This is a genomic window from Bradyrhizobium sp. USDA 4452, from assembly GCF_054063575.1.
The window spans coordinates 5,308,455-5,327,826 of sequence record NZ_JBSSGK010000001.1 but is presented as its reverse complement, the minus strand read 5'-3'; the positions used below and the strand labels follow the sequence as shown (position 1 = coordinate 5,327,826).

Annotated in this window: 18 protein-coding genes; 10 read left to right on the top strand and 8 right to left on the bottom strand. The window is 65.1% G+C overall.

What is annotated here, in order from left to right; genetic code table 11:
• Positions 1-119 precede the first annotated feature (119 nt).
• Positions 120-587, bottom strand: coding sequence for a hypothetical protein (locus ACVISU_RS25435; RefSeq protein ID WP_157113284.1), 468 nt, complete (start codon positions 585-587; stop codon positions 120-122).
• Between ACVISU_RS25435 and ACVISU_RS25430 the strand changes: the two genes are divergently transcribed.
• From ACVISU_RS25430 to ACVISU_RS25410, 5 genes are all read left to right on the top strand, one after another.
• Positions 571-1,110, top strand: coding sequence for an invasion associated locus B family protein (locus tag ACVISU_RS25430; protein ID WP_456708720.1), 540 nt, complete (start codon positions 571-573; stop codon positions 1,108-1,110). The two genes, ACVISU_RS25435 and ACVISU_RS25430, sit on opposite strands and share 17 nt — an antisense overlap.
• 227 nt (positions 1,111-1,337) lie before the next feature.
• Positions 1,338-2,762, top strand: a complete 1,425-nt coding sequence (gene tldD, locus ACVISU_RS25425) for a metalloprotease TldD (protein ID WP_050406321.1) — start codon at positions 1,338-1,340, stop codon at positions 2,760-2,762.
• On the top strand, positions 2,762-3,532 hold the full coding sequence (gene lepB, locus ACVISU_RS25420; RefSeq protein ID WP_456708719.1) for a signal peptidase I: 771 nt from the start codon (positions 2,762-2,764) through the stop codon (positions 3,530-3,532). The genes tldD and lepB overlap by 1 nt, the downstream gene beginning before the upstream one ends.
• A 10-nt stretch (positions 3,533-3,542) precedes the next feature.
• Positions 3,543-3,890 (top strand): MmcQ/YjbR family DNA-binding protein, encoded by a 348-nt coding sequence (locus ACVISU_RS25415; RefSeq protein WP_456708718.1) that lies wholly within the window; start codon positions 3,543-3,545, stop codon positions 3,888-3,890.
• The gene (locus ACVISU_RS25410; RefSeq protein WP_456708717.1) at positions 3,887-4,453 is read left to right on the top strand and encodes a nucleotidyltransferase family protein; all 567 of its coding nucleotides are present in this window, start codon (positions 3,887-3,889) and stop codon (positions 4,451-4,453) included. Before ACVISU_RS25415 ends, ACVISU_RS25410 begins: the two co-directional genes overlap by 4 nt.
• Before the next feature lie 18 nt (positions 4,454-4,471).
• On the opposite strand, the gene ACVISU_RS25405 is transcribed toward ACVISU_RS25410, so the two are convergent.
• The 3 genes from ACVISU_RS25405 to ACVISU_RS25395 all read right to left on the bottom strand — a co-directional run bounded on the left by ACVISU_RS25405 (position 4,472) and on the right by ACVISU_RS25395 (position 7,159).
• A complete protein-coding gene (locus ACVISU_RS25405) occupies positions 4,472-5,026 on the bottom strand; it encodes a PAN domain-containing protein (protein WP_050406318.1) in 555 nt (184 codons plus the stop codon).
• A gap of 144 nt (positions 5,027-5,170) precedes the next feature.
• Positions 5,171-6,541 carry a glutamate--cysteine ligase gene (locus tag ACVISU_RS25400; RefSeq protein WP_456708716.1) on the bottom strand — a complete coding sequence of 457 codons (1,371 nt, stop codon included), beginning with the start codon at positions 6,539-6,541 and terminating at the stop codon, positions 5,171-5,173.
• A 93-nt stretch (positions 6,542-6,634) separates the two neighbouring features.
• Entirely contained in the window at positions 6,635-7,159 is a 525-nt protein-coding gene (locus ACVISU_RS25395) for a MarR family winged helix-turn-helix transcriptional regulator (protein ID WP_050406316.1), read from the bottom strand.
• A 130-nt stretch (positions 7,160-7,289) separates the two neighbouring features.
• Here ACVISU_RS25395 and gstA point away from each other — a divergent pair, with 130 nt between their 5' ends.
• The 5 genes from gstA (at position 7,290) to ACVISU_RS25370 (ending at position 13,331) form a co-directional block, all read left to right on the top strand.
• Positions 7,290-7,907 (top strand): glutathione transferase GstA, encoded by a 618-nt coding sequence (gene gstA / locus ACVISU_RS25390; protein WP_050406360.1) that lies wholly within the window; start codon positions 7,290-7,292, stop codon positions 7,905-7,907.
• 181 nt (positions 7,908-8,088) lie between these two features.
• Entirely contained in the window at positions 8,089-9,561 is a 1,473-nt protein-coding gene (locus ACVISU_RS25385; RefSeq protein ID WP_456708715.1) for a hypothetical protein, read from the top strand.
• Positions 9,562-9,716: 155 nt separating this feature from the next.
• A complete protein-coding gene (locus ACVISU_RS25380) occupies positions 9,717-11,450 on the top strand; it encodes a type I secretion system permease/ATPase (RefSeq protein ID WP_456708714.1) in 1,734 nt (577 codons plus the stop codon).
• Positions 11,443-12,735 carry an HlyD family type I secretion periplasmic adaptor subunit gene (locus ACVISU_RS25375; protein WP_050406314.1) on the top strand — a complete coding sequence of 431 codons (1,293 nt, stop codon included), beginning with the start codon at positions 11,443-11,445 and terminating at the stop codon, positions 12,733-12,735. The genes ACVISU_RS25380 and ACVISU_RS25375 overlap by 8 nt, the downstream gene beginning before the upstream one ends.
• A gap of 257 nt (positions 12,736-12,992) precedes the next feature.
• Entirely contained in the window at positions 12,993-13,331 is a 339-nt protein-coding gene (locus ACVISU_RS25370) for a hypothetical protein (protein ID WP_456708713.1), read from the top strand.
• 173 nt (positions 13,332-13,504) lie between these two features.
• On the opposite strand, the gene ACVISU_RS25365 is transcribed toward ACVISU_RS25370, so the two are convergent.
• The 4 genes from ACVISU_RS25365 to ACVISU_RS25350 all read right to left on the bottom strand — a co-directional run bounded on the left by ACVISU_RS25365 (position 13,505) and on the right by ACVISU_RS25350 (position 19,333).
• The gene (locus ACVISU_RS25365; protein WP_456708712.1) at positions 13,505-15,718 is read right to left on the bottom strand and encodes an FAD-dependent oxidoreductase; all 2,214 of its coding nucleotides are present in this window, start codon (positions 15,716-15,718) and stop codon (positions 13,505-13,507) included.
• 19 nt (positions 15,719-15,737) lie between these two features.
• Positions 15,738-16,946, bottom strand: a complete 1,209-nt coding sequence (locus ACVISU_RS25360) for an acetyl-CoA C-acetyltransferase (protein WP_456708711.1) — start codon at positions 16,944-16,946, stop codon at positions 15,738-15,740.
• Between the two features lie 74 nt (positions 16,947-17,020).
• A complete protein-coding gene (locus tag ACVISU_RS25355) occupies positions 17,021-18,808 on the bottom strand; it encodes an acyl-CoA dehydrogenase C-terminal domain-containing protein (protein ID WP_050406311.1) in 1,788 nt (595 codons plus the stop codon).
• Positions 18,809-18,916: 108 nt separating this feature from the next.
• On the bottom strand, positions 18,917-19,333 hold the full coding sequence (locus ACVISU_RS25350) for a nuclear transport factor 2 family protein (protein ID WP_050406310.1): 417 nt from the start codon (positions 19,331-19,333) through the stop codon (positions 18,917-18,919).
• Between the last annotated feature and the right edge of the window lie 39 nt (positions 19,334-19,372).

The window sequence follows — 19,372 nt, the reverse complement described above, 5'->3', positions numbered from 1 at the left end:
TTGCATTGTTCCCCAAAGCACCTCCGGCTTATGGCCGAAAATGCAGCACGATCCGCCCTGACAAACGGCCTTCCGGACATACCCGTCTCTGAGTCAAGGTGGGTACGGGAGCCAGATCGCTAGAACGCGTCGAAATCCAGCCTCTCAAACCATAATTCGCAGGCGCTCGCAATGCAGTAGTAGGGCCGAAAGCCATGCGCCTGCGATGAGCCTGCCGCTTGCGAATTTTCCCGCAAAATCAAGCGAAAGTCGTCGAAACTCCGCCGCACGCAGTTGACAGGGGGATTGCCGGATGTAGGCACAGGCGGCGTAGCCCACAGGAACCTGATTCGCTGCGTGCTGCCCCAATCCGGCGCGGGAATGGCTTCAAGATCGCCTTCAAGGCGCCCTATTGCGGTATCAGTCGAGGCTTGAGCATGATCCGGAAAGTTGGAGACCGGTTTTCCGAAAAAGATCATGCTCAAACAAGAACATGAGATCATGATGCGCTTCGGGAAGCGCATCATGGCGCGCGTGCTGCCGGCGGCCGGAATGGCCGGATTGACCAAACATCTCAAAGGATCGACCCGGATGGGCGCTTCGAACATTCAGGCAGGACGAAAGGCCAGCTGGCTCGGCGGGCTGCTGTTTCTGGCCCTTTCTCTTGGTCCGACTCTTGGCCTGAGCCAGCCGGCGAACGCGCAAGGCGCGGTGCGCTCGGTCCATGGCGACTGGCAGATCCGCTGCGACACCCCGCCGGGCGCCCAGGCCGAACAGTGCGCACTGATCCAGAGCGTGGTAGCGGAAGACCGCTCCAATGCCGGCCTGACCGTGATCGTGCTGAAGACCGCCGACCAGAAGAGCCGCCTGATGCGCGTGGTCGCACCGCTCGGTGTGCTGCTGCCCTCCGGCCTCGGCCTGAAGCTCGACAACCAGGACGTCGGCCGCGCCGGTTTTGTCCGGTGCCTGCCCAATGGCTGCGTCGCCGAGGTCGTGATGGACGACAAGCTGCTCGGCCAGCTCAAGAACGCCAAGACCGCAACGTTCATCATCTTCGAGACCCCGGAAGAGGGCATCGGCTTCCCGCTCAGCCTGAACGGCCTGGCGGAGGGCTATGACAAGCTGCCGTGATCGGCCTCACGGTCGCGGCCCCTCCCGATTGCACATCACACGCATTATGTTGGCTGATCGCCGTCCGGTCCCTGACAGGGAGACCGGCACAGGTTTCCGGGTTGTAAGATGAGTTTCCTGCTCGTCTCTGCTTAGATGTCCGGTATTCCTGGGCTGGTTTCCACGCGCTGGCATTCAATTGCGCATGGGGGCAGGATCGCAAGGATGTGCCCTTTGCTGGAGTGACCATGACCAATCCCGCCACGACCTCCCTGCTCGACCGCGCCAATCTGGACCGCGATGCCGTCCGCCGCGAGGTGGCGCGCGGACTTGAGGGCGCCGACGACGGCGAGCTGTTCCTCGAGTTCGGGCAGACCGAGGCGCTCATGTTCGACAATGGAAGACTGAAGCAGGCGACCTATGACACCTCGCAGGGCTTCGGCCTGCGCGCCGTCAAGGACGATGCGGTCGGCTATGCGCATTCCTCCGACGTCTCGATCCCGGCGCTGATCCGTGCAGCGGATGCGGTGGCGGCGGTGCGCGGCGGCTATGCCGGGACGTTCGCCGCGGCGCCGGCCCACACCAATGTCAGACTTTATGGCGACGAGAACCCGCTGGACGGTCCGGCGTTCGAGGCCAAGGTCAAACTGCTCGGCGAGATCGACGCCTATGTCCGCGACAAGGACCCGCGGGTGCGGCAGGTCTCGGCCAGCCTCACCGCGACCTGGCAGGTGGTGGAGATCCTGCGGCCCGACGGCGAGAGCTATCGCGACATCCGCCCGCTGGTGCGCGTCAATATCTCCGTGGTCGCCGGCCAGGGCGACCGGCAGGAGAGCGGCAGCAAGGGCTATGGCGGCCGCGAGGGCTATGCCCGCTTCATCGAGACCAAGGCCTGGCGCGACGCCGCCGACGGCGCGCTGCGCGAGGCGCTGGTCAATCTCGAATCGGTGCCGGCGCCCGCCGGCGAGATGGACGTGGTGTTAGGGGCCGGCTGGCCCGGCGTGATGCTGCATGAAGCGGTCGGCCACGGGCTCGAGGGCGACTTCAACCGCAAGCAGACCTCCGCCTTCGCCGGCCTCATGGGCCAGCAGGTGGCGGCCAAGGGCGTCACGGTGGTCGATGACGGCACCATGGCGTCGCGCCGCGGTTCGCTCTCGATCGACGACGAGGGCACCCCGACCAACCGCACCGTGCTGATCGAGGACGGCATCCTGGTCGGCTACATGCAGGACCGCCAGAATGCCCGGCTGATGGGCATGAAGCCGACCGGCAACGGACGCCGGCAGAGCTACGCCCATGTGCCGATGCCGCGCATGACCAACACCTACATGCTGTCAGGCGACCGCGACCCGGCCGAGATCATCGCCTCGGTGAAGAACGGCATGTATGCCGCCAATTTCGGTGGCGGCCAGGTCGACATCACCTCGGGCAAATACGTGTTCCAGTGCACCGAGGCCTACAAGATCGAGAACGGCAAGCTCGGCGCCCCGCTGAAGGGCGCCATGCTGATCGGCAATGGACCGACCGATCTCCACAGGATCACCATGATCGGCAACGATCTTGCGCTCGATACGGGAATCGGTACCTGCGGCAAGAACGGCCAGGGCGTGCCGGTCGGCGTCGGCCAGCCGACGCTCAGGATGGAACGGATTACGGTCGGAGGAACGGGCTAGTGAGCAGCGGAAACGAAGTCGTGGCGGCCAAGCCGACCAGCTGGCGCGGGCAGGCCGTGCAACTGGCGGCGATCGTGGCCGTCGTGTTCCTCGCCAAGGGTGCGATCGCCGAGCCGTTCTACGTGCCGTCCGGCTCGATGGAGCCGACGCTTTTGATCGGCGACGCGCTGGTCGCCTCGAAGTTTCCCTATGGCTACGGCGCGGCGTCGCTGCCGATCCAGATCACGCTGCCGGAGACCGGCCGGGTGTTCGGCGAGACGCCGAAGCGCGGCGATGTCGTCGTGTTCCGCTGGCCGGGCGACCGCTCGCAGGCCTGGGTCAAGCGCGTGGTCGGGCTGCCCGGCGATCGTATCCAGATGCGGCAGGGCCAGCTCTTCATCAACGATCATCCGGCGGCCTTGAAGCCCGATGGCACCGGCTTTGCCGAGGACGATCGCGGCGGCGGCGAGGAAGCCAATCGTTATGTCGAGACGCTGCCGAACGGCGTCAGCCATGCGATCTTCAAGATTCGCGACAATGGCAGGCTCGACAACACGCCCGAGGTGACCGTGCCGCCGGGCCAATTGTTCGTGCTCGGCGACAACCGGGACAACTCCGCCGACAGCCGCGTGCCGGTGCGCGACGGCGGCGTCGGCCTGTTGCCGATCGACAATCTGATCGGCCGCGCCGACGCGGTGGTCGGTTCCTGGGACATGGGCATCCGCAGCCAGCCGGTCTGGACCTGGCTCTCCGGCTTCCGCCTCGCGCGCTTCTTCACCTCGGTGCAGTGAGTTCGCCAACGTGACCTTCGACGACGTCAGGACCCTGGTGCTGGCGTGGCCGGAGGTCGAGGACGGCTCGTCCTACGGCACACCGGCGCTGAAGGTGCGCAAGAAGATGCTGGTGCGGCTCAGGGAGGACGGCGACAGCCTGGTGATGCCCGGCGTCCCGCCGGATGAGCGCGACATGCTGGTCAAGAGCCAGCCCAAGGTGTTTTACTTCACCGATCACTACCGCGACTATCCGACCGTGCTGATCCGCCTGTCGAAGGCAAAACACGCCACGGTCGAGCCGCTGCTGCGCCGGCACTGGCGCGCGCTGGCATCGAAGAAGGCGGTCAGGGATTTCGACGCGACCGTTTCGTCGTGACGCAAGACGAATTCCTCGCCGCGGCGGTGCGCAACCCGGCCAATCAAGCGATCACGGACGAGTTGCTCCGCCTCGCATTGCCCGATGCCTGGCTGGTGGCCGGCTGCCTGGTGCAGAGCGTGTGGAACGTGCTGACGAAGCGGCCGCCCGAACACGGCATCAACGATTACGACGTCTTCTATTTCGATCCGGATACGTCGTGGGAGGCCGAGGACGCGGTCATCCGCGACCTCACGGCGCGGCTCGGCCATCTTGGCGTCGCGATCGAGGTCCGCAACCAGGCCCGCGTCCATCTCTGGTACCCCGGCAAGCACGGCGTGCCCTACGCCGCACTGTCGTGTTCGACCGACGGCATCGATCGCTTCCTCAGCACAAACGTGCAGGTCGGCATCCGCCGCAGCGCGAGCGGCTACGACGTCTATGCGCCAAGTGGCTTTGACGATGTCGCCAGCATGATCGTGCGACCGAACCGGACCGCGAACTTCTCGGCGGCGAACTATGCGACGAAGGCTGCGCGGTGGAAGGCGCTTTGGCCGGAGATCACGGTGCTGGCGGCGGAATAGCGGCTCGTACTTTGCGCGTCAGCGCACCACGCCCGACGTGAACCCTGCCTTTCGGCGCGGCGGCTTGATCTCTTTTTTCAGGAAGCAACGCGCGTCGCGGCCGGCATAGCCGGGCCGGGCATAGGTCCAGGCGCGGCACTTGGTGTCGGCGGTGCAGGCGGCCTGGCAGGCCTCGTCGCCATCGCTGCTCTTCAGCTCGAAATTCTTGTAGTCGCCGCCGAGCCGGTCAATCGAGGTTTCGATGGCGCCGTTGCGCGGCTCGACCACGCCCGCGCCGCGCACCCCGGAGACGCAGCAGACGTCCTGCACCCGCGCCGGCACGGTATTCTTCAGCCAGCACACCGCGCCGTTATTGGCGTCGGTCGGATAGTTGAAGCTCCAGGCGCGACAGCGGCGGTCGCGCTCGCAGGTGAGCGCGCAATCGGCGGGATCGCCTGATGTCACCGGCGCGTTCAGGTAGTCGCCGCCGGGCCGGTCGAAATTGGTCTGCGCCAATGCCGGACGCGCGGCGAGAACGGCGGAAAAAACCGCATACATCACCACGCACGCCCTAAAGAGGCGACCTATCCCCATGAGATTGCTTTCAAATTCGCACAGCCCCGCACACTCCGCGGGGCGTCATTTGAACGCCAAGAACCTGTACGGCTGATGAACGGCGGGTGCGACACCACCGTCGTCCCGCTCGCGTGCCTCACCCGAATTCGGGCCGGCGGAGATTTAGAAGGCGTACTCCTGATAGGCCGGTTCCACCGAACCGTTCCACGGTCCGTTGAACTTCTCCAGCATCTCCTCTGCCGGCGAGCGGCCGGTCTCGATGATGCGCTCGAGCGGTTCGAGGAAGCGGCTCTCGTCGCGACCGAGATGATCGATCCGGCCGCGCCGCCGCAATCCGGCATGCGAAAGGACCAGGCACTCCTTGGCGATCTCGAACAGATAGCGGTCCTTGATCCGCGACTTGAAGCCGAAACGCGGCACGTCATCGCGCAGCGCCTGCCGCTCCGGCGCGGTCCAGTGCCGGACGATGTCCCAGGCGGCATCCAAGCTGTCATTGTCGTAGAGCAGCCCGACCCAAAACGCCGGCAGCGCCGGCAGCCGGCCCCACGGCACGCCATCGGCGCCACGCATCTCGAGGTAACGCTTCAGCCGCACCTCGGGGAAAATGGTCGACAGATGATTGGCCCAGTCCGACAGGGTCGGCCGCTCGCCGGGAAGGATCTTGTTCTTGCCGGCGAAGAAATCGCGGAACGAGGAGCCGGAAACGTCGATATATTCCTCGCCGCGCTTGACGAAATACATCGGCACATCGAGCGCGTAATCGACATAGCGCTCAAAGCCCATGCCGTCCTCGAATGCGAACGGAATCATGCCGCTTCGTGCGTTATCGGTGTCGCGCCAGATCTCGGAGCGGAACGACAGGAAGCCGTTGGGCTTGCCTTCGGTGAACGGCGAGTTGGCGAACAGCGCGGTCGCGATCGGCTGCAGCGCCAACGACACCCGCAGCTTCTTCACCATGTCGGCTTCGGAAGAGAAGTCGAGATTGGTCTGCACCGTGCAGGTCCGGAACATCATGTCGAGGCCGTATTTGCCGACCTTCGGCATGTAGTTTCTCATGATGTTGTAGCGGCCCTTGGGCATCACCGGGATCTGCGCCCGCGACCAGGACGGCGTCATGCCGAGGCCGAGGAAGCCGATGCCGAGCGGGGTTGCGATCTCCCGCACCTGCGCCAAATGCGCCATCAACTCGGATTGGGTCTGGTGCACGGTCTCGACCGGCGCGCCCGACAATTCGAACTGGCCGCCCGGCTCCAGCGAGATCGCGCCGCCGCCAGTGACGTCATAGAGCCCGATGATGTTGCCGCGCTCCATGATCGGCTCCCAGCCGAGCAAAAGCTTCATGCCCTCGAGCAGCGCACCGATGCCCTTCGCGCCTTCATAAGGCACGGGCTGATGGCCCTCGAGTGTGAACGGGGTCTTCTCGTGCTCGGTGCCGATCCGGAATTCGGACTCGGGCTTCACACCGGCTTCAATCCACGCCACGAGTTCGTCGCGCGACTGCAGCGGCGTCATGTCGATCTGGTCACGCGCCATACTAAATCCAACTCAAGGGCGCTTCGATCGAAGGCGCGCGGTGGCAGGGACATCCGTGCGCCGCAACGGCCGCGGATGATGGAATCAGGGATATCATCGGGCAGGCACGCCGTCTCGCGCCGGCGCAGCCTTGGTATCGCTCTTCGCATCGACTTTGGCATCGCTCTTGGCGTCACCGCAGGAGCAGCCCAGACGGTCGAGCAGGCCGCACAGCCTGGCCGCGTCGGCATCGGACAGTTTCGAGCCGACATGCTTGTCGATCGCAGCCGAATAGGCGTTCCACATCTTCTTCTGGAGCTCGCGTCCCGCCTCGGTGATCTCGACGAACTGGCCGCGCTTGTCGATCTTGCATTCGCGCCGGGCGGCAAGCCCTTCGTCGACCAGCTTGTCGATCAGTCGCGAGGTCGAATATTGCGGGATCAGCATCTGCCGCTCGAGCTCGACCGGGCGCAACTCGCCCGACGGCGCGCGCGACAGCTCGAGCAAGGCGTCATACCAGGCGAGCGGCGGAAAGCCGGCCTTCTTCAAATCCTGCTCGACGCAGTCAAGCACCCGGCTCGGCACCCGCATCAGGCGGATCCAGGCGGCCGTCGCCTCGCTCGATAGCTTGCGTTTCATCGTTTAGCCCATAAGGTCCCGGAACCCAGTGTACCGCACTGAATGCATCTGCATCAATCTTGACTATTTCATGCAGGTGCATGTAGGCAATCCCTCTCCGGACGCCAAGAACAAGGGAAGGAATACCCCCATGAAGCTGTATTACACCCCCGGTGCCTGCTCCCTCTCCCCCCACATCGCCCTGCTCGAGGCTGGCCTGCCCTACGACTTGGTGAAGGTCGATTTGCGCGCCAAGAAGCTCGAAAACGGCGACGATTTCCTCGCTGTGAACCCCAAGGGCCAGGTGCCCGCGCTGGCGCTGGATACCGGCGAGATGGTCACTGAAGGGCCGATCATCATCCAGATGATCGCCGACAAGGCCGCCGACAAGAAGCTGGCGCCGGCCCGCGATTCCAACGAGCGCTACAAGCTGCTCGAATGGCTGAACTACATCACGACCGAGCTGCACAAGAACCTCGGCCCGATGTTCTCGCCGGTGCTCGCCGATGACGCCAAGGCCTTCTTCAAGGACCGCGCCATGAGCAAGTTCAAGTATGTCGAGAGCCAGCTCGCCGGACGCGATTACCTGATGGGCAACCAGTTCACGGTCGCCGACGGTTACCTCTTCACCATGATCATGTGGGCGAGCGACCGGCTCGGCTTCGATCTCTCCGGCCTGCCGAATGTGATGGCCTACAAGGCCCGCATTGCGGCGCGTCCGAAGGTGCAGGAAGCGCTGAAGAAGGAAGGCCTGCTGAAGGCGGCCTGAGCCCAGCGTTTCCATCGCCGGCCTCGCGCAACGACGGTGCCGGCGATCGCTTTGCCGACAATTTTCGGCAGATTGTCGCGTCCGCTCTTACGCGATGTTCTCCACGACTGCGCAGGCCCGGAAACCCGAGCGCGATCAGCTGGTTGAGAGACCACTCACTCAACCTGGCGTGGAGATGCGCATGAGTACCAATGATCGCGACGCCTACCGTGACCAATACGTCGCCATGGGCGGCATGGTCGGCGACAGTGCAGCCACAACGTCCGCTTCCGGCGCGACGGGTCAGCCTGCCGGTTCGGAGACGACGCCGCCGCAAGGCGATACGTCGTCAGCTCCTCCTCAACAGAGCACAACCCCGACGGGGTCTCAGGCTTCCGGCGGCAACGGCGGCTCGGACACTGGAAGTGGTGCAGGTGGCTCGGGTACCGGCGGTGGCACCTCGACGCCGCCCGGCCAGACTGGAATGCCGGGATTGGGCGGCATCCTCGGCGGCGATGGCAGCCTCCACCTTGCGGGCAGTGAAGGCATCCTCCAGCCGGTGATCACCGCCGTGAACGGCGCGGTCAACGACGTCAACACCGGCGTCCTCGATCCGGTCGGTCAGGCAACAGGGCTCGGCGATACCGTGCACGACGTGACCGGCCTCGCCGGAACGGTCGGATTGGGCGAGATCGGCGTCCCGACGCCCGCATCGGACGGCCATACCAACCTGCTGACCGACGTCCTCAACGCGCCCGGAACGCTGCTTGATGGCGGCGGCCTTGGCACGGTGCTGACGGAAGTCGGCAGTGATCTCAACGACATTGTCCACTCGGTGGACGGCGTTGTCGGATCGTTGACCGGAGACCATGGCCTCGTCGGCTCGCTGCTCGGAAATACGGGACTCGGTTCGCTGCTCGGCGGCACCGGTGCGACCAACCCGGTGACGGATGTCGTCCAAGCGGTGGACGGTGTGGTCGGATCGTTGCTCGCGGACGCGGGTGTCGGCTCCGTGCTCGGCAGTGGCACCGGCGCGCTCGCTCCGGTTACGCAGGTCGTTCATACCGTGGATGGCGTCGTCGGCTCCCTGCTCGGAGACACGGGTGCCGGTTCTCTGCTCGGTGGCACGGCCGCGCTGAGCCCGGTGACGGGTCTGCTCGGCAATGTTCTGCACGATGTGGAGACGCTGCCGCTGCTCGGCATCAATGGCGGCAACAACGGCGGTGATGGCGGACTGCTGGGCGGGCTGCTTGGCAATCTCGGCGGCTCCAACACCGGTCACCTCGCCGACGTCGATCTCGGCCCCACGCAGCCAAACGGGAATTCGATTGACCTGCTCGCGGCGCCGACATCAGGCGATCACCACACATTGGAGGTAAATGCCGTCGACGTCGGCCAGAACGGCCCGCATCTGCTCGACCTCGGCGCGCTGACCGGCACCGGCGGGCTCAGCATTCCGAGCCTTGGCGGCACGGGGGCCGACGGTCTCGCCGGCAACCTGCTCGGAAGCCTGGACCTCAGTCATGTGCTCGGCGGCAATATCGCCTCCGGCAACACAGCCAGCGCGCCGGTCTCCGTTCCGATCGACGTCGATGCCGTGCTGCACGACCTGCTCTCGGGGCCATTGGCGGCCGATCACGGCATCCTCAACAACCACGGCACACACATCCTGTGATGTCGTAACACCCGGCGGAAGCGCGGAGATCGCCGCGCTTCCGCGACTTCCTCACCAATCGATTTGGGCATCACGGCTCGAACATCCGCGAGGGCGAGGTGATCGGTCAGGTCAAAAGGTTTTCGGCTCTACCGGTGGAGATCCGGAACGCGGTGGTGGCTCTGCGCGGCGCGCTGATCGCGACGGCGATCGCCAGCGGGCTGGTCAATCTGCTGATGCTGGTCGCGCCGCTGTTCATGTTGCAGACCTATGATCGCGTGCTGCCGAGCCGCAGCATGGCAACCCTGATCGGCCTGCTGATGATCGCGCTGGTCCTGCTCATGGTCCAGGCCGGCGTCGACATGTTGCGCAGCCGGCTGCTGGCGCGCATCGCCGAAATCTTCGATGAAACCATGCGTGATGCGGTGTTCGACAGCGTCCAGCACGCCGCGCTCAATCAGCCGGGCACTGACGGCTTGCAGGTCATGCGCGACCTCGACACGATACGGGGCTTCGTCGCCGGCAGCGGACTGATCGCGATCTGCGACCTGCCATGGACCCCGCTCTACATCGCCGTTTGCACCCTGTTTCATCCGCTGATGGGACTGGCGGTGGCCGGCGGCGCCGCTGCACTGGCGCTGATCACGGTTGGAGCCGAGATGTTCACTCGCGCGCCGACCCGCTCGCTGGTCACGCTGGCGTCGTCGCGGCGGCAGATGGCGGAGACCGCGTTCCACCACGCCGGCGTCGTGCACGCCCTCGGCATGCAGCGGCGGATGGCCGAGTTGTGGTCCGAGCGCACGCAGGCCTATCTCGACGCGCAGCGCGTGACCTCCGATCTGACCGGCACATTCGGCAGCGCCTCGCGCTTCCTGCGCATGATCCTGCAATCCGGGGTGCTCGCACTCGGCGCCTACCTCGTCATCAATCAGCAGGCGACCGCCGGCGTCATGCTGGCCGCCACCATCCTCTCGATCCGCGCCCTGGCGCCGATCGAGCTCGCGATCGCAAACTGGCGCAGTTTCATCACAGTCCGCGCGAGCTTTGGCCGGCTGATCGACGCCCTGACAGACATGCCCGTGCGACCGCCGGTCACTCTGTTGCCTGCTCCGAACAACGAGATCCGCGCCACCTCGCTGAGCTTGACCGCGCCCGGAACCAATGCCGTGGTGCTGCATGACGTGAGCTTCGCGCTGCGCGCCGGCAGCGCCGTCGCAGTGGTCGGCCCGAGCGGCTCCGGCAAATCGACCCTGGCGCGCGCTTTGGTCGGCGTCGGAACGCCGGCGCGCGGCGTGATCAGGATCGACGGCGCCACGCTCGCGCAATGGGATCAGCTCGCGCTTGGCCGATCGATCGGCTACCTGCCGCAGGACGTCGCGCTGTTCCGCGGCACGGTCGCCCAGAACATCTCGCGTTTCGCCGCGGTTCCCGATTCCACGCGGTTGATCGCAGCCGCGCGCGAGGCCGACGTGCACGAACTGATCCTGCGGCTGCCAGGCGGCTACGAGACCGAAGTGGGCGATGGCGGCCTGATGCTGTCGGGCGGCCAGCGGCAGCGCATCGCGCTCGCCCGCGCGCTCTACGGCGATCCGTTCCTGGTCGTGCTCGACGAGCCGAACTCGAATCTCGACGCCGAGGGCGAACGCGCGCTGGTTCGCGCCATCAGCCGCGTCCGCACCCGCGGCGGGATCGTGGTCGTGGTCGCGCACCGGCCCGCCGTGCTGCAGACCGTCGACCACATGCTGGTGCTCAACGAAGGACGCATGCATGCGTTCGGCACCACGGCATCGGTGTTGCCGTTGCTGGTGGCGCAGGCGCAACCGCTCGCGCCAACATCGGCCCCCGCCCAGGCTTCCATGCCGGCACGCCGCAGGCGCAAAAAGCCGATGGAGCCTCGTCCCGATGCCTAGCGCACGACAATCGGTTCGGCATCACATTCTGGCAGTCGCTATCGCCGCGATATTCCTCATCGCCAGCATCGGCTTGATGGGCGCCGCCACCAAGATGTCCGGCGCAATCATCTCGCAGGGATCGCTCGTCGTCGAATCCAGCGTCAAGAAGGTGCAGCATCCCTCCGGCGGCGTTGCCAAGCAGCTGCTGGTGGAAGACGGCGCCCGCGTCGGCAAGGACGATCTGCTGATCCTGATGGACGAAACGGTGGCGCAGGCCAATCTCACCGCGGTGACCAAGAGCCTGTGGGAGCTTGAGGCGCGGCGGGCCCGGCTACAGGCCGAGCGCGACGGCGATGCCGAGATCGGCTTCCCCGACAGCGTCGCATCGAGCGACGATCCGGCGGCGCAGGCCGTCGTCTCGGGCGAGCGCCGCTTTTTCCAGCTGCGCAAGGACGCCAACGAGGGGCAGAAGCAGCAGTTGCGGGAGCAGATCGCGCAGCTCAAGGAGCAGATCGGCGGCATGCAGGATCAGTTGAGCGCGAAGAAGCAGGAGGCAGACTTGATCGCCAACGAACTGACCGGCGTGCAGCAGCTCTGGGAGCAGCGCCTGGTGTCGCTGTCGCGTCTCTCTGCACTGCAGCGCGATTCGGCCCGGCTGCTCGGCGAACGCGGTCAGCTCACCGCGTCGATCGCGCAGGCCAAGGGCAAGATCTCGGAAACCGAGCTGAAGATCCTGCAGGTCGATCAGGATTTCCGCTCCGGCGTCGCCAAGGAGCTGGCCGACATCCGCGCCAAATACGCCGAGACCGTGGAGAAACAGGTCACCGCGAAAGACCAGACCGAGAAGCTCGAGATCCGCGCCCCGCAGGCCGGCGTCGTGCACGATCTCACCATCCACACCCAGGGCGGCGTGATCGCGGCGGGCGAAACCATCATGACCATCGTGCCCGACCAGGACAATCTGATCGTGGAAACTCATGTTGCGCCGCAAGATATCGATCAGGTCAAGCTGGGCTCCGCGGCGGTGCTGCGTTTCACCAATTTCAACCAGCGCACCACACCGGAGATCGAGGGCGAGGTCAGCCGGATCGGCGCCGACGTGTCGCGCGACGACAAGACGGCTCCGACCTACTTCCTTGTACGCATTGCGATTCCGCCGTCGGAGCTGAACAAGTTCGCGTCCACGCATCTGCTGCCGGGCATGCCGGTCGAGGTCTTCATCCCGACCAGTGAGCGAACGGTGCTGTCCTATCTGATGAAGCCGCTTGCCGACCAGGTGCACCGCGCCTTCAGGGAGAAATGAGCGGTGCAAAGTTTCGGCGCGCGCCGGAACAAATCAAATTTAGTCCGCATTGTACCGATTAATGTTAAGTCGGTGTACATCCGGCTGAGGGCGCTACCGTCCTTGTGCGAGCGATCCGACTGACCGACTATGACCTGCGGCGCGCCCTCCGCTCCAACTGGTCTGAAAATGTGACGATCGCCTTTACGGTTCTGTTGACCAGCACGCTCGTCGGGCTGGCGACCAGTTTGTACTTTCGCGTTTGGACCTTGATGCTGGTGTCGCCGCTGATCGCGGTGGTCGCGGCAATCGTGCTCCAATCCGACGGCTATGCGTTTGCCACCGGCGCCCCGATCGTCGTCGCCTGCCTCGCATTCAACCAGATCGCCTATCTCGCCGGAGCTGTCCTCGCGCCGGACAGTGACGTCTCAATTGCGGAAGAAGCCGACGGCATTCCAGGCGGCCTCCGCGAGCACAAGGTCCACGGCCAGAACGAGCAGCAAGAGGCCGAACCAGGAAGGACCCTTGCCTCGCAAGCGCAGCGAGACGGAATGGCCCGTGACCCTGGCGGCGCCTTCCTTGAGCACAGAACGCATTGCAGGACATCCCAATCCTGATCGTCGTCTTCGATCATCCCGGCGATCGACGAGCAAGAGTGATGCCAGCGGCGTGGTGTCAGTTGGGAGTAAGCGTGGCGGGACTTTGACCGGCGCGACCGTCACGCGACAGGATCAAGTCGGATCGATGACCGGCCTGATCCTGCGCGAGTTGGCTCAAGACGTAACGGCGCTTATGCCGCTTGCTTCTTCGGCGGGAAGCGGCCGTAGAAGGTTTCGCCCTTGGCCGCCATCTCCTCGAGCAGCTTCGGCGGCGTGAAGCGCGAGCCGTATTTTTTCTCGAAGGCGTGGCAGAGCGCGACGAAATTCTTGGTGCCCATGAAGTCGATGTAGGACAGCGCGCCGCCAGTGAACGGCGCGAAGCCGAAACCGAGGATCGAGCCGACGTCCGCCTCGCGCACGTCGGTGATGACGTGATCCTCGACGGTACGGGCGGCTTCCACCGCCTGCACCACCAGGAAGCGCTGCTTCAGCTCCTCGACGCTCAGCGTATCGGGATCGAGCTGCTTGGGCTGCAGATGGGCCAGTCCCGGCCACAGGCTCTTCTGACCCTTGCCCTTCTCGGGATAGTCGTAGAAGCCCTTGCCGTTCTTGCGGCCGAAGCGGCCCTGCTTCTCGACCATCTCGACCATCAGCTTCTTCTGCGCCTGGTCGATCGCGTTGGGACCGAGATCGGCTTCGGTCGCCTTGGTGATCTTCAGCCCGAGATCGAGCGCGACCTCGTCCTGTAGCGACAGCGGGCCGACCGGCATGCCGGCCATCTTGGCGGTGTTCTCGATCATCGCCGGCGGCACGCCTTCGAGCAGCATCTCGTTGCCCTCGGAAATGTAGCGCATCACACAGCGGTTGGCGAAGAAGCCACGCGAATCGTTCACCACGATGGGCGTCTTGCCGATCGCGCGGACATAGTCCAGCGCGATCGCCAGCGCAACGTCGCCAGTGTTCTTGCCGAGGATGATCTCGACCAGCATCATCTTCTCGACCGGCGAGAAGAAGTGGATGCCGATGAACTTGCCCTGGTCCTTGAATTCCTCGGCCAGCGAGTTGATCGGCAGGGTCGAGGTGTTGGAGGCGAAGATCGCACCCGGCTTCAGAAGCGGCTGCGCCTTGGCGTAGGTGTCGGCCTTGACCTTGCGATCCTCGAACACGGCCTCGATGACGAGGTCGCAATCCCTGATCACGCTGTAGTCGGCAGTGGCCGAGATGCGGGCCAGGATGGCGTCGCCCGCCTCCTGCTTCATCCGGCCCTTCGCGACCAGGCCGTCGACCACGGTCTTGGCGTGGCCCTTGCCCTTGTCGGCGCTGTCCTGGTCGCGATCGACCAACACGACATCGATGCCAGCCTGCGCCGAGACATAGCCGACGCTGGCGCCCATGAAGCCGGCGCCGATCACGGCGAGCTTCTTCACCTTGGTCGGCGGCACGCCCGCCGGGCGACGCGCGCCCTTGTTCAGCTCCTGCATCGACAGGAACAGCGAGCGGATCATCGCCGCCGCTTCCTTCGAGCGCAGGATCTGCGTGAAGTAGCGCGACTCGACGCGCAGTGCGGCATCGATCGGCAACTGCAGGCCCTCATAGACGCAGCTCATGATGGCGCGCGCGGCCGGATAATTGTCGTAGGTCTCGCGGCGATAGATCGCGTTGCCGGCCGGGAACATCTGCATGCCCATCTTGGAGAAGACGGGGCCGCCGGGCAGCTTGAAGCCTTTCTCGTCCCACGGCGCGACCGCCTTGCCGCCGCCCTTGATCCAGTCCTTCGCGGCCTTGATCAGATCGGCCGCGGGCACCACGGCGTGAATCAGGTTGAGCGCCTTGGCGCGGGTCAGATTGACCGCCTCGCCCTTGAGCAGCAATTGCATCGCGTCCTGCGGCGACACCAGGCGCGGCACGCGCTGGGTGCCGCCCGCGCCGGGGAACAGGCCGACCTTGATCTCGGGCAGGCCGAGGCGAGTCTTGGGGTTCTCGGCTGCGACACGGTAGTGGCAGGCCAGCGTGATCTCGAAGCCGCCGCCGAGCGCAAGCCCGTTGATTGCGGCGACCCAGGGCTTGCCCGAGGTCTCGATCGCGCGGAACGATTGCGACATCTGGCGGCTCTGCTCGAACAGCATCTGGTTCGCGGCTTCCTCGCCCTTTTCCTTGAAGAGCTGCGCGTAAGCGCGGTTCATGCCCTCGAGCATCGAGAGGTCGGCGCCGGCGCAGAACGCCTCCTTGGCCGAGGTGATCACGACGCCCTTGATCGCGGCATCGCTGGTGGTCTGCTTGATGATCTCGCCGATCTCCTGGGTCGAGACCTCGTCGAACACGTTCATCGAACGATCGGGGATGTCCCAGGTGACCAGCGCAATGCCGTCGGCGTCGACGTCGAACTTGAAATTCTTGTAAGCCATGTTGCTCGCTCCCCTCGCCTCAGACGCGCTCGATGATGGTGGCGGTGCCCATGCCGCCGCCGATGCACAGCGTGACCAGCGCCGTTTCCTTGTCGGTGCGCTCGAGCTCGTCGAGCACGGTGCCGAGGATCATGGCGCCGGTCGCCCCGAGCGGATGGCCGAGCGCGATCGCGCCGCCATTGACGTTGATCTTGGCATTGTCGATGTCGAACGCTTGGATGTAGCGCAGCACCACCGATGCGAAAGCCTCGTTGAGCTCGAACAGATCGATGTCCGACTTCTTCATGCCGGAACGCTCGAACAGCTTTTCGGTGACGTCGACCGGGCCGGTCAGCATCATCGCGGGCTCCGAGCCGATATTGGCGAACGCACGGATTTTCGCACGTGGCTTCAAGCCATGCTTGGCACCCCCGTCCTTACTGCCGAGCAGCACCGCGCCGGCGCCGTCGACGATGCCGGACGAATTGCCGGCGTGATGCACGTAATTGACCTTCTCGACCTCGGGGTGCGACTGGATCGCCACCGCGTCGAAGCCGGCCATCGCCGCCATCGCCGCGAATGACGGCTGCAGCTGCGCCAACGACTGCATCGTCGTGGTCGGGCGCATGTGCTCGTCCTTGGCTAGGATGGTCAGGCCGTTGATGTCCTTGACCGGCACCACCGACTTGCTGAAGCGGCCTTCGTCCCAGGACTTCGCAGCGCGCTGCTGGCTCTGCACGGCATAGGCATCGACATCATCGCGCGAGAAGCCGTATTTGGTCGCGATCAAATCGGCCGAGACGCCCTGCGGCATGAAATAGGCCGGCACCGCCATCGAGGGATCCATCGGCCAGGCACCGCCGGAGGCGCCGATGCCGACCCGGCTCATCGATTCGGCGCCACCGCCGATCACGAGCTCATGCTGGCCGCTCATGATCTGGGCCGCGGCGAAGTTCACGGCATCGAGGCCGGAGGCGCAGAAGCGGCTGATCTGCACGCCCGGCACCTTCTCGCCGAGACCGGCATTGAGCGCGGCAAAGCGCGCGATGTCGCTTCCGGCCTCGCCGACCGGATCGACCACGCCGAGGATGACGTCGTCGACGGAATCCTCGGGCAGATTGTTGCGTTCCTTGAGCGACTTCAGCGGCACCGTGGCGAGCGCCAGCGCGGTGACCTCATGCAGTGCGCCATCGGCCTTACCGCGGCCGCGCGGGGTACGAACGTGATCGTAGATGTATGCCTCAGGCATGACGCCCTCCTTGATATGAGGATCATAATATATACGGAAGGAAGCGACGCCGCACGGTGGTGCGGCGGCAATTTTCAGAATGCTTCCGCGGCCAGTTCCATTGTGGTGGCGCTGCCGCTCTGGATCCGGGCCAGGTGCACGGCGGTCTCCGGCAGCAGCCTTTCCATGAAGAAGCGCCCGGTCACGAGCTTGGTGTTGAGGTAGGGCGTCGCGCCGGCAGCGGCCTTATCCTGCGCCACCTTGGCCATCTTCGCCCACATGTAGCCGAGCGCGACCAGGCCGAACAGTTTCATGTAATCGGTCGCGGCGGCGCCGGCATTGTCGGGCTTGGTCAGCGCGTTCTGCATCAGCCAGCCGGTGGCCTGCTGCAGATGGCCGAGCGCGGTGGAGAGCGGGGTGATGAACGGCTTCATCGCCTCGTCCGCGCCATGCTCCTTGGCGAAGGCACCGACCTCGCCGAAGAACGCCATCGCGGCGCGGCCGCCGTCGCGCGGCAGTTTGCGGCCGACAAGGTCGAGCGCCTGGATGCCGTTGGCGCCCTCATAGATCATCGCGATACGGGCATCACGGACGAACTGCTCCATGCCGTGCTCGGCGATATAGCCGTGGCCGCCGAACATCTGCTGCGCCGAGACCGTGTTGGCGAAGCCGGTGTCGGTCAGCACGCCCTTCAGCACCGGCGTCATCAGGCCCATGTGATCATCGGCAGCTTGGCGATCCTTCGGATCGTTGGAGCGGTGCGCAACGTCGCTCTTCAGCGCGGTCCACACCACCATGGCGCGTGCCGCCTCATTGAAGGCGCGGATGGTGAGCAAGGTACGACGGACGTCGGGATGCACGATGATCGGATCGGCCGGCTTGTCGGCGGCCTGGACGCCGGTCAGCGAACGGCCCTGCAGACGCTCGCGCGCATAGGCGACCGCGTTCTGATAGGCGACCTCGGACTGCGCGAGGCCCTGCACGGCGACGCCGAGGCGGGCCTCGTTCATCATCACGAACATGCCCTGCATGCCCTTGTTCTCTTCGCCGATCAGCCAGCCGGTGGCGTTGTCGTAGTTCATCACACAGGTGGAATTGCCGTGGATGCCCATCTTGTGCTCGATCGAGCCGCAGGTGACGCCGTTGCGCGCCCCGAGCGAGCCGTCGGCATTGACCAGCACCTTGGGCACGACGAACAGCGAGACGCCCTTGATGCCGGCCGGCGCGCCTTCGATGCGCGCCAGCACGAGATGAATGATGTTGTCGGCGAGGTCGTGCTCGCCGGCGGAGATGAAGATTTTGGTGCCCGTGATCTTGAAGCTGCCGTCGGCCTGGCGCACCGCCTTGGTGCGCAGCAGACCGAGATCGGTACCGCATTGCGGCTCGGTCAGGTTCATGGTGCCGGTCCATTCGCCGGCGATCATCTTCGGCACATAGGTCTTCTTCTGCTCGGGGGAGCCGTGCACCAACAGCGCCGCGGTCGCGCCCATGGTCAGCCCGCCATACATCGAGAACGCCATGTTGGCGGAGATCTGGAATTCGTTGACCGCCTGCGAGAGCGTCACCGGCAGGCCCTGGCCGCCGAATTCAGTCGGCGCCGAGAGGCCGAGCCAGCCACCTTCAGCGACTTGTTTGAAGGCCTCCTTGAAGCCCTTCGGTGTGGTGACGCTGCCGTCGTCGTTGCGCTTGCAGCCTTCGAGATCGCCGGTGCGATTGAGCGGCTGCAGCACTTCCTCACTGAGCTTGGCGGCCTCGCCGAGGATCGCCTCACGCACATCGGCCGACGCATCGGTGAAGCCGGGAAGATTGCCATAACGATCGATCTGGAAGACGTCGTTCAACAGGAAGCTGACGTCTTCGACGGGGGCTTTGTAGGTCGGCATGCTGATCTCCCGGCTGGCTCGTGGCCGCTTGTGCGACCTGTGCTGCGCAGCTTGTCCTTGGGTTTGTTGGAGCGGACCTTATCCGGTTCGGAAGGTCCGCGGCAGGTCCTAGCGAGACTGTGATTGCGACGTTGCGCCGCTCTGCTTCATCAACTCCTCGCCCATCATCCGATGCAGCAAGTTGATCGCCTTGAGCGGGCGCACCATCACCTTGAAGTGCGTGATCCGACCGTCACCGTCGAACGTGATGATGTCGACGCCGTTGAGCTTGATGCCGTCGATCTCGTTCTCGAACTCGAGCACCGCGCCGGTGTCGCTTTGCCACTCGCCGAGATATTTGAAGGTCGGGCCGCCAAGCACCTTGGCGGCGCTGGTCAGGTACTTGAAGGTGATGTCGCGGCCGCGCTGCGGCGTGTGCACGACCGGGCTTTCGAACACCGCGTCGGGATGCAGCAGATCCCACAAAGCGGCGGTGTCGTGGGATTTCATGTAGGCGTACCACTTGTCGAGGCCCGGCTTGCTCATTCGGACGTCTCCTGCGGCAGGGGTTGTAAGAAGCCTGAA

What these genes read in the sequence shown, in the direction of transcription:
- ACVISU_RS25360 (WP_456708711.1), bottom strand. Translation starts at nt 16,946, where the DNA reads ATGCCTGAGGCATACATCTACGATCACGTTCGTACCCCGCGCGGCCGC.
- ACVISU_RS25400 (WP_456708716.1), bottom strand. Translation starts at nt 6,541, where the DNA reads ATGGCGCGTGACCAGATCGACATGACGCCGCTGCAGTCGCGCGACGAA.
- ACVISU_RS25405 (WP_050406318.1), bottom strand. Translation starts at nt 5,026, where the DNA reads ATGGGGATAGGTCGCCTCTTTAGGGCGTGCGTGGTGATGTATGCGGTT.
- ACVISU_RS25375 (WP_050406314.1), top strand. Translation starts at nt 11,443, where the DNA reads ATGCCTAGCGCACGACAATCGGTTCGGCATCACATTCTGGCAGTCGCT.
- gstA (WP_050406360.1), top strand. Translation starts at nt 7,290, where the DNA reads ATGAAGCTGTATTACACCCCCGGTGCCTGCTCCCTCTCCCCCCACATC.
- ACVISU_RS25395 (WP_050406316.1), bottom strand. Translation starts at nt 7,159, where the DNA reads ATGAAACGCAAGCTATCGAGCGAGGCGACGGCCGCCTGGATCCGCCTG.
- ACVISU_RS25435 (WP_157113284.1), bottom strand. Translation starts at nt 587, where the DNA reads ATGTTCGAAGCGCCCATCCGGGTCGATCCTTTGAGATGTTTGGTCAAT.
- ACVISU_RS25355 (WP_050406311.1), bottom strand. Translation starts at nt 18,808, where the DNA reads ATGCCGACCTACAAAGCCCCCGTCGAAGACGTCAGCTTCCTGTTGAAC.
- ACVISU_RS25350 (WP_050406310.1), bottom strand. Translation starts at nt 19,333, where the DNA reads ATGAGCAAGCCGGGCCTCGACAAGTGGTACGCCTACATGAAATCCCAC.
- ACVISU_RS25385 (WP_456708715.1), top strand. Translation starts at nt 8,089, where the DNA reads ATGAGTACCAATGATCGCGACGCCTACCGTGACCAATACGTCGCCATG.
- ACVISU_RS25430 (WP_456708720.1), top strand. Translation starts at nt 571, where the DNA reads ATGGGCGCTTCGAACATTCAGGCAGGACGAAAGGCCAGCTGGCTCGGC.
- ACVISU_RS25365 (WP_456708712.1), bottom strand. Translation starts at nt 15,718, where the DNA reads ATGGCTTACAAGAATTTCAAGTTCGACGTCGACGCCGACGGCATTGCG.
- tldD (WP_050406321.1), top strand. Translation starts at nt 1,338, where the DNA reads ATGACCAATCCCGCCACGACCTCCCTGCTCGACCGCGCCAATCTGGAC.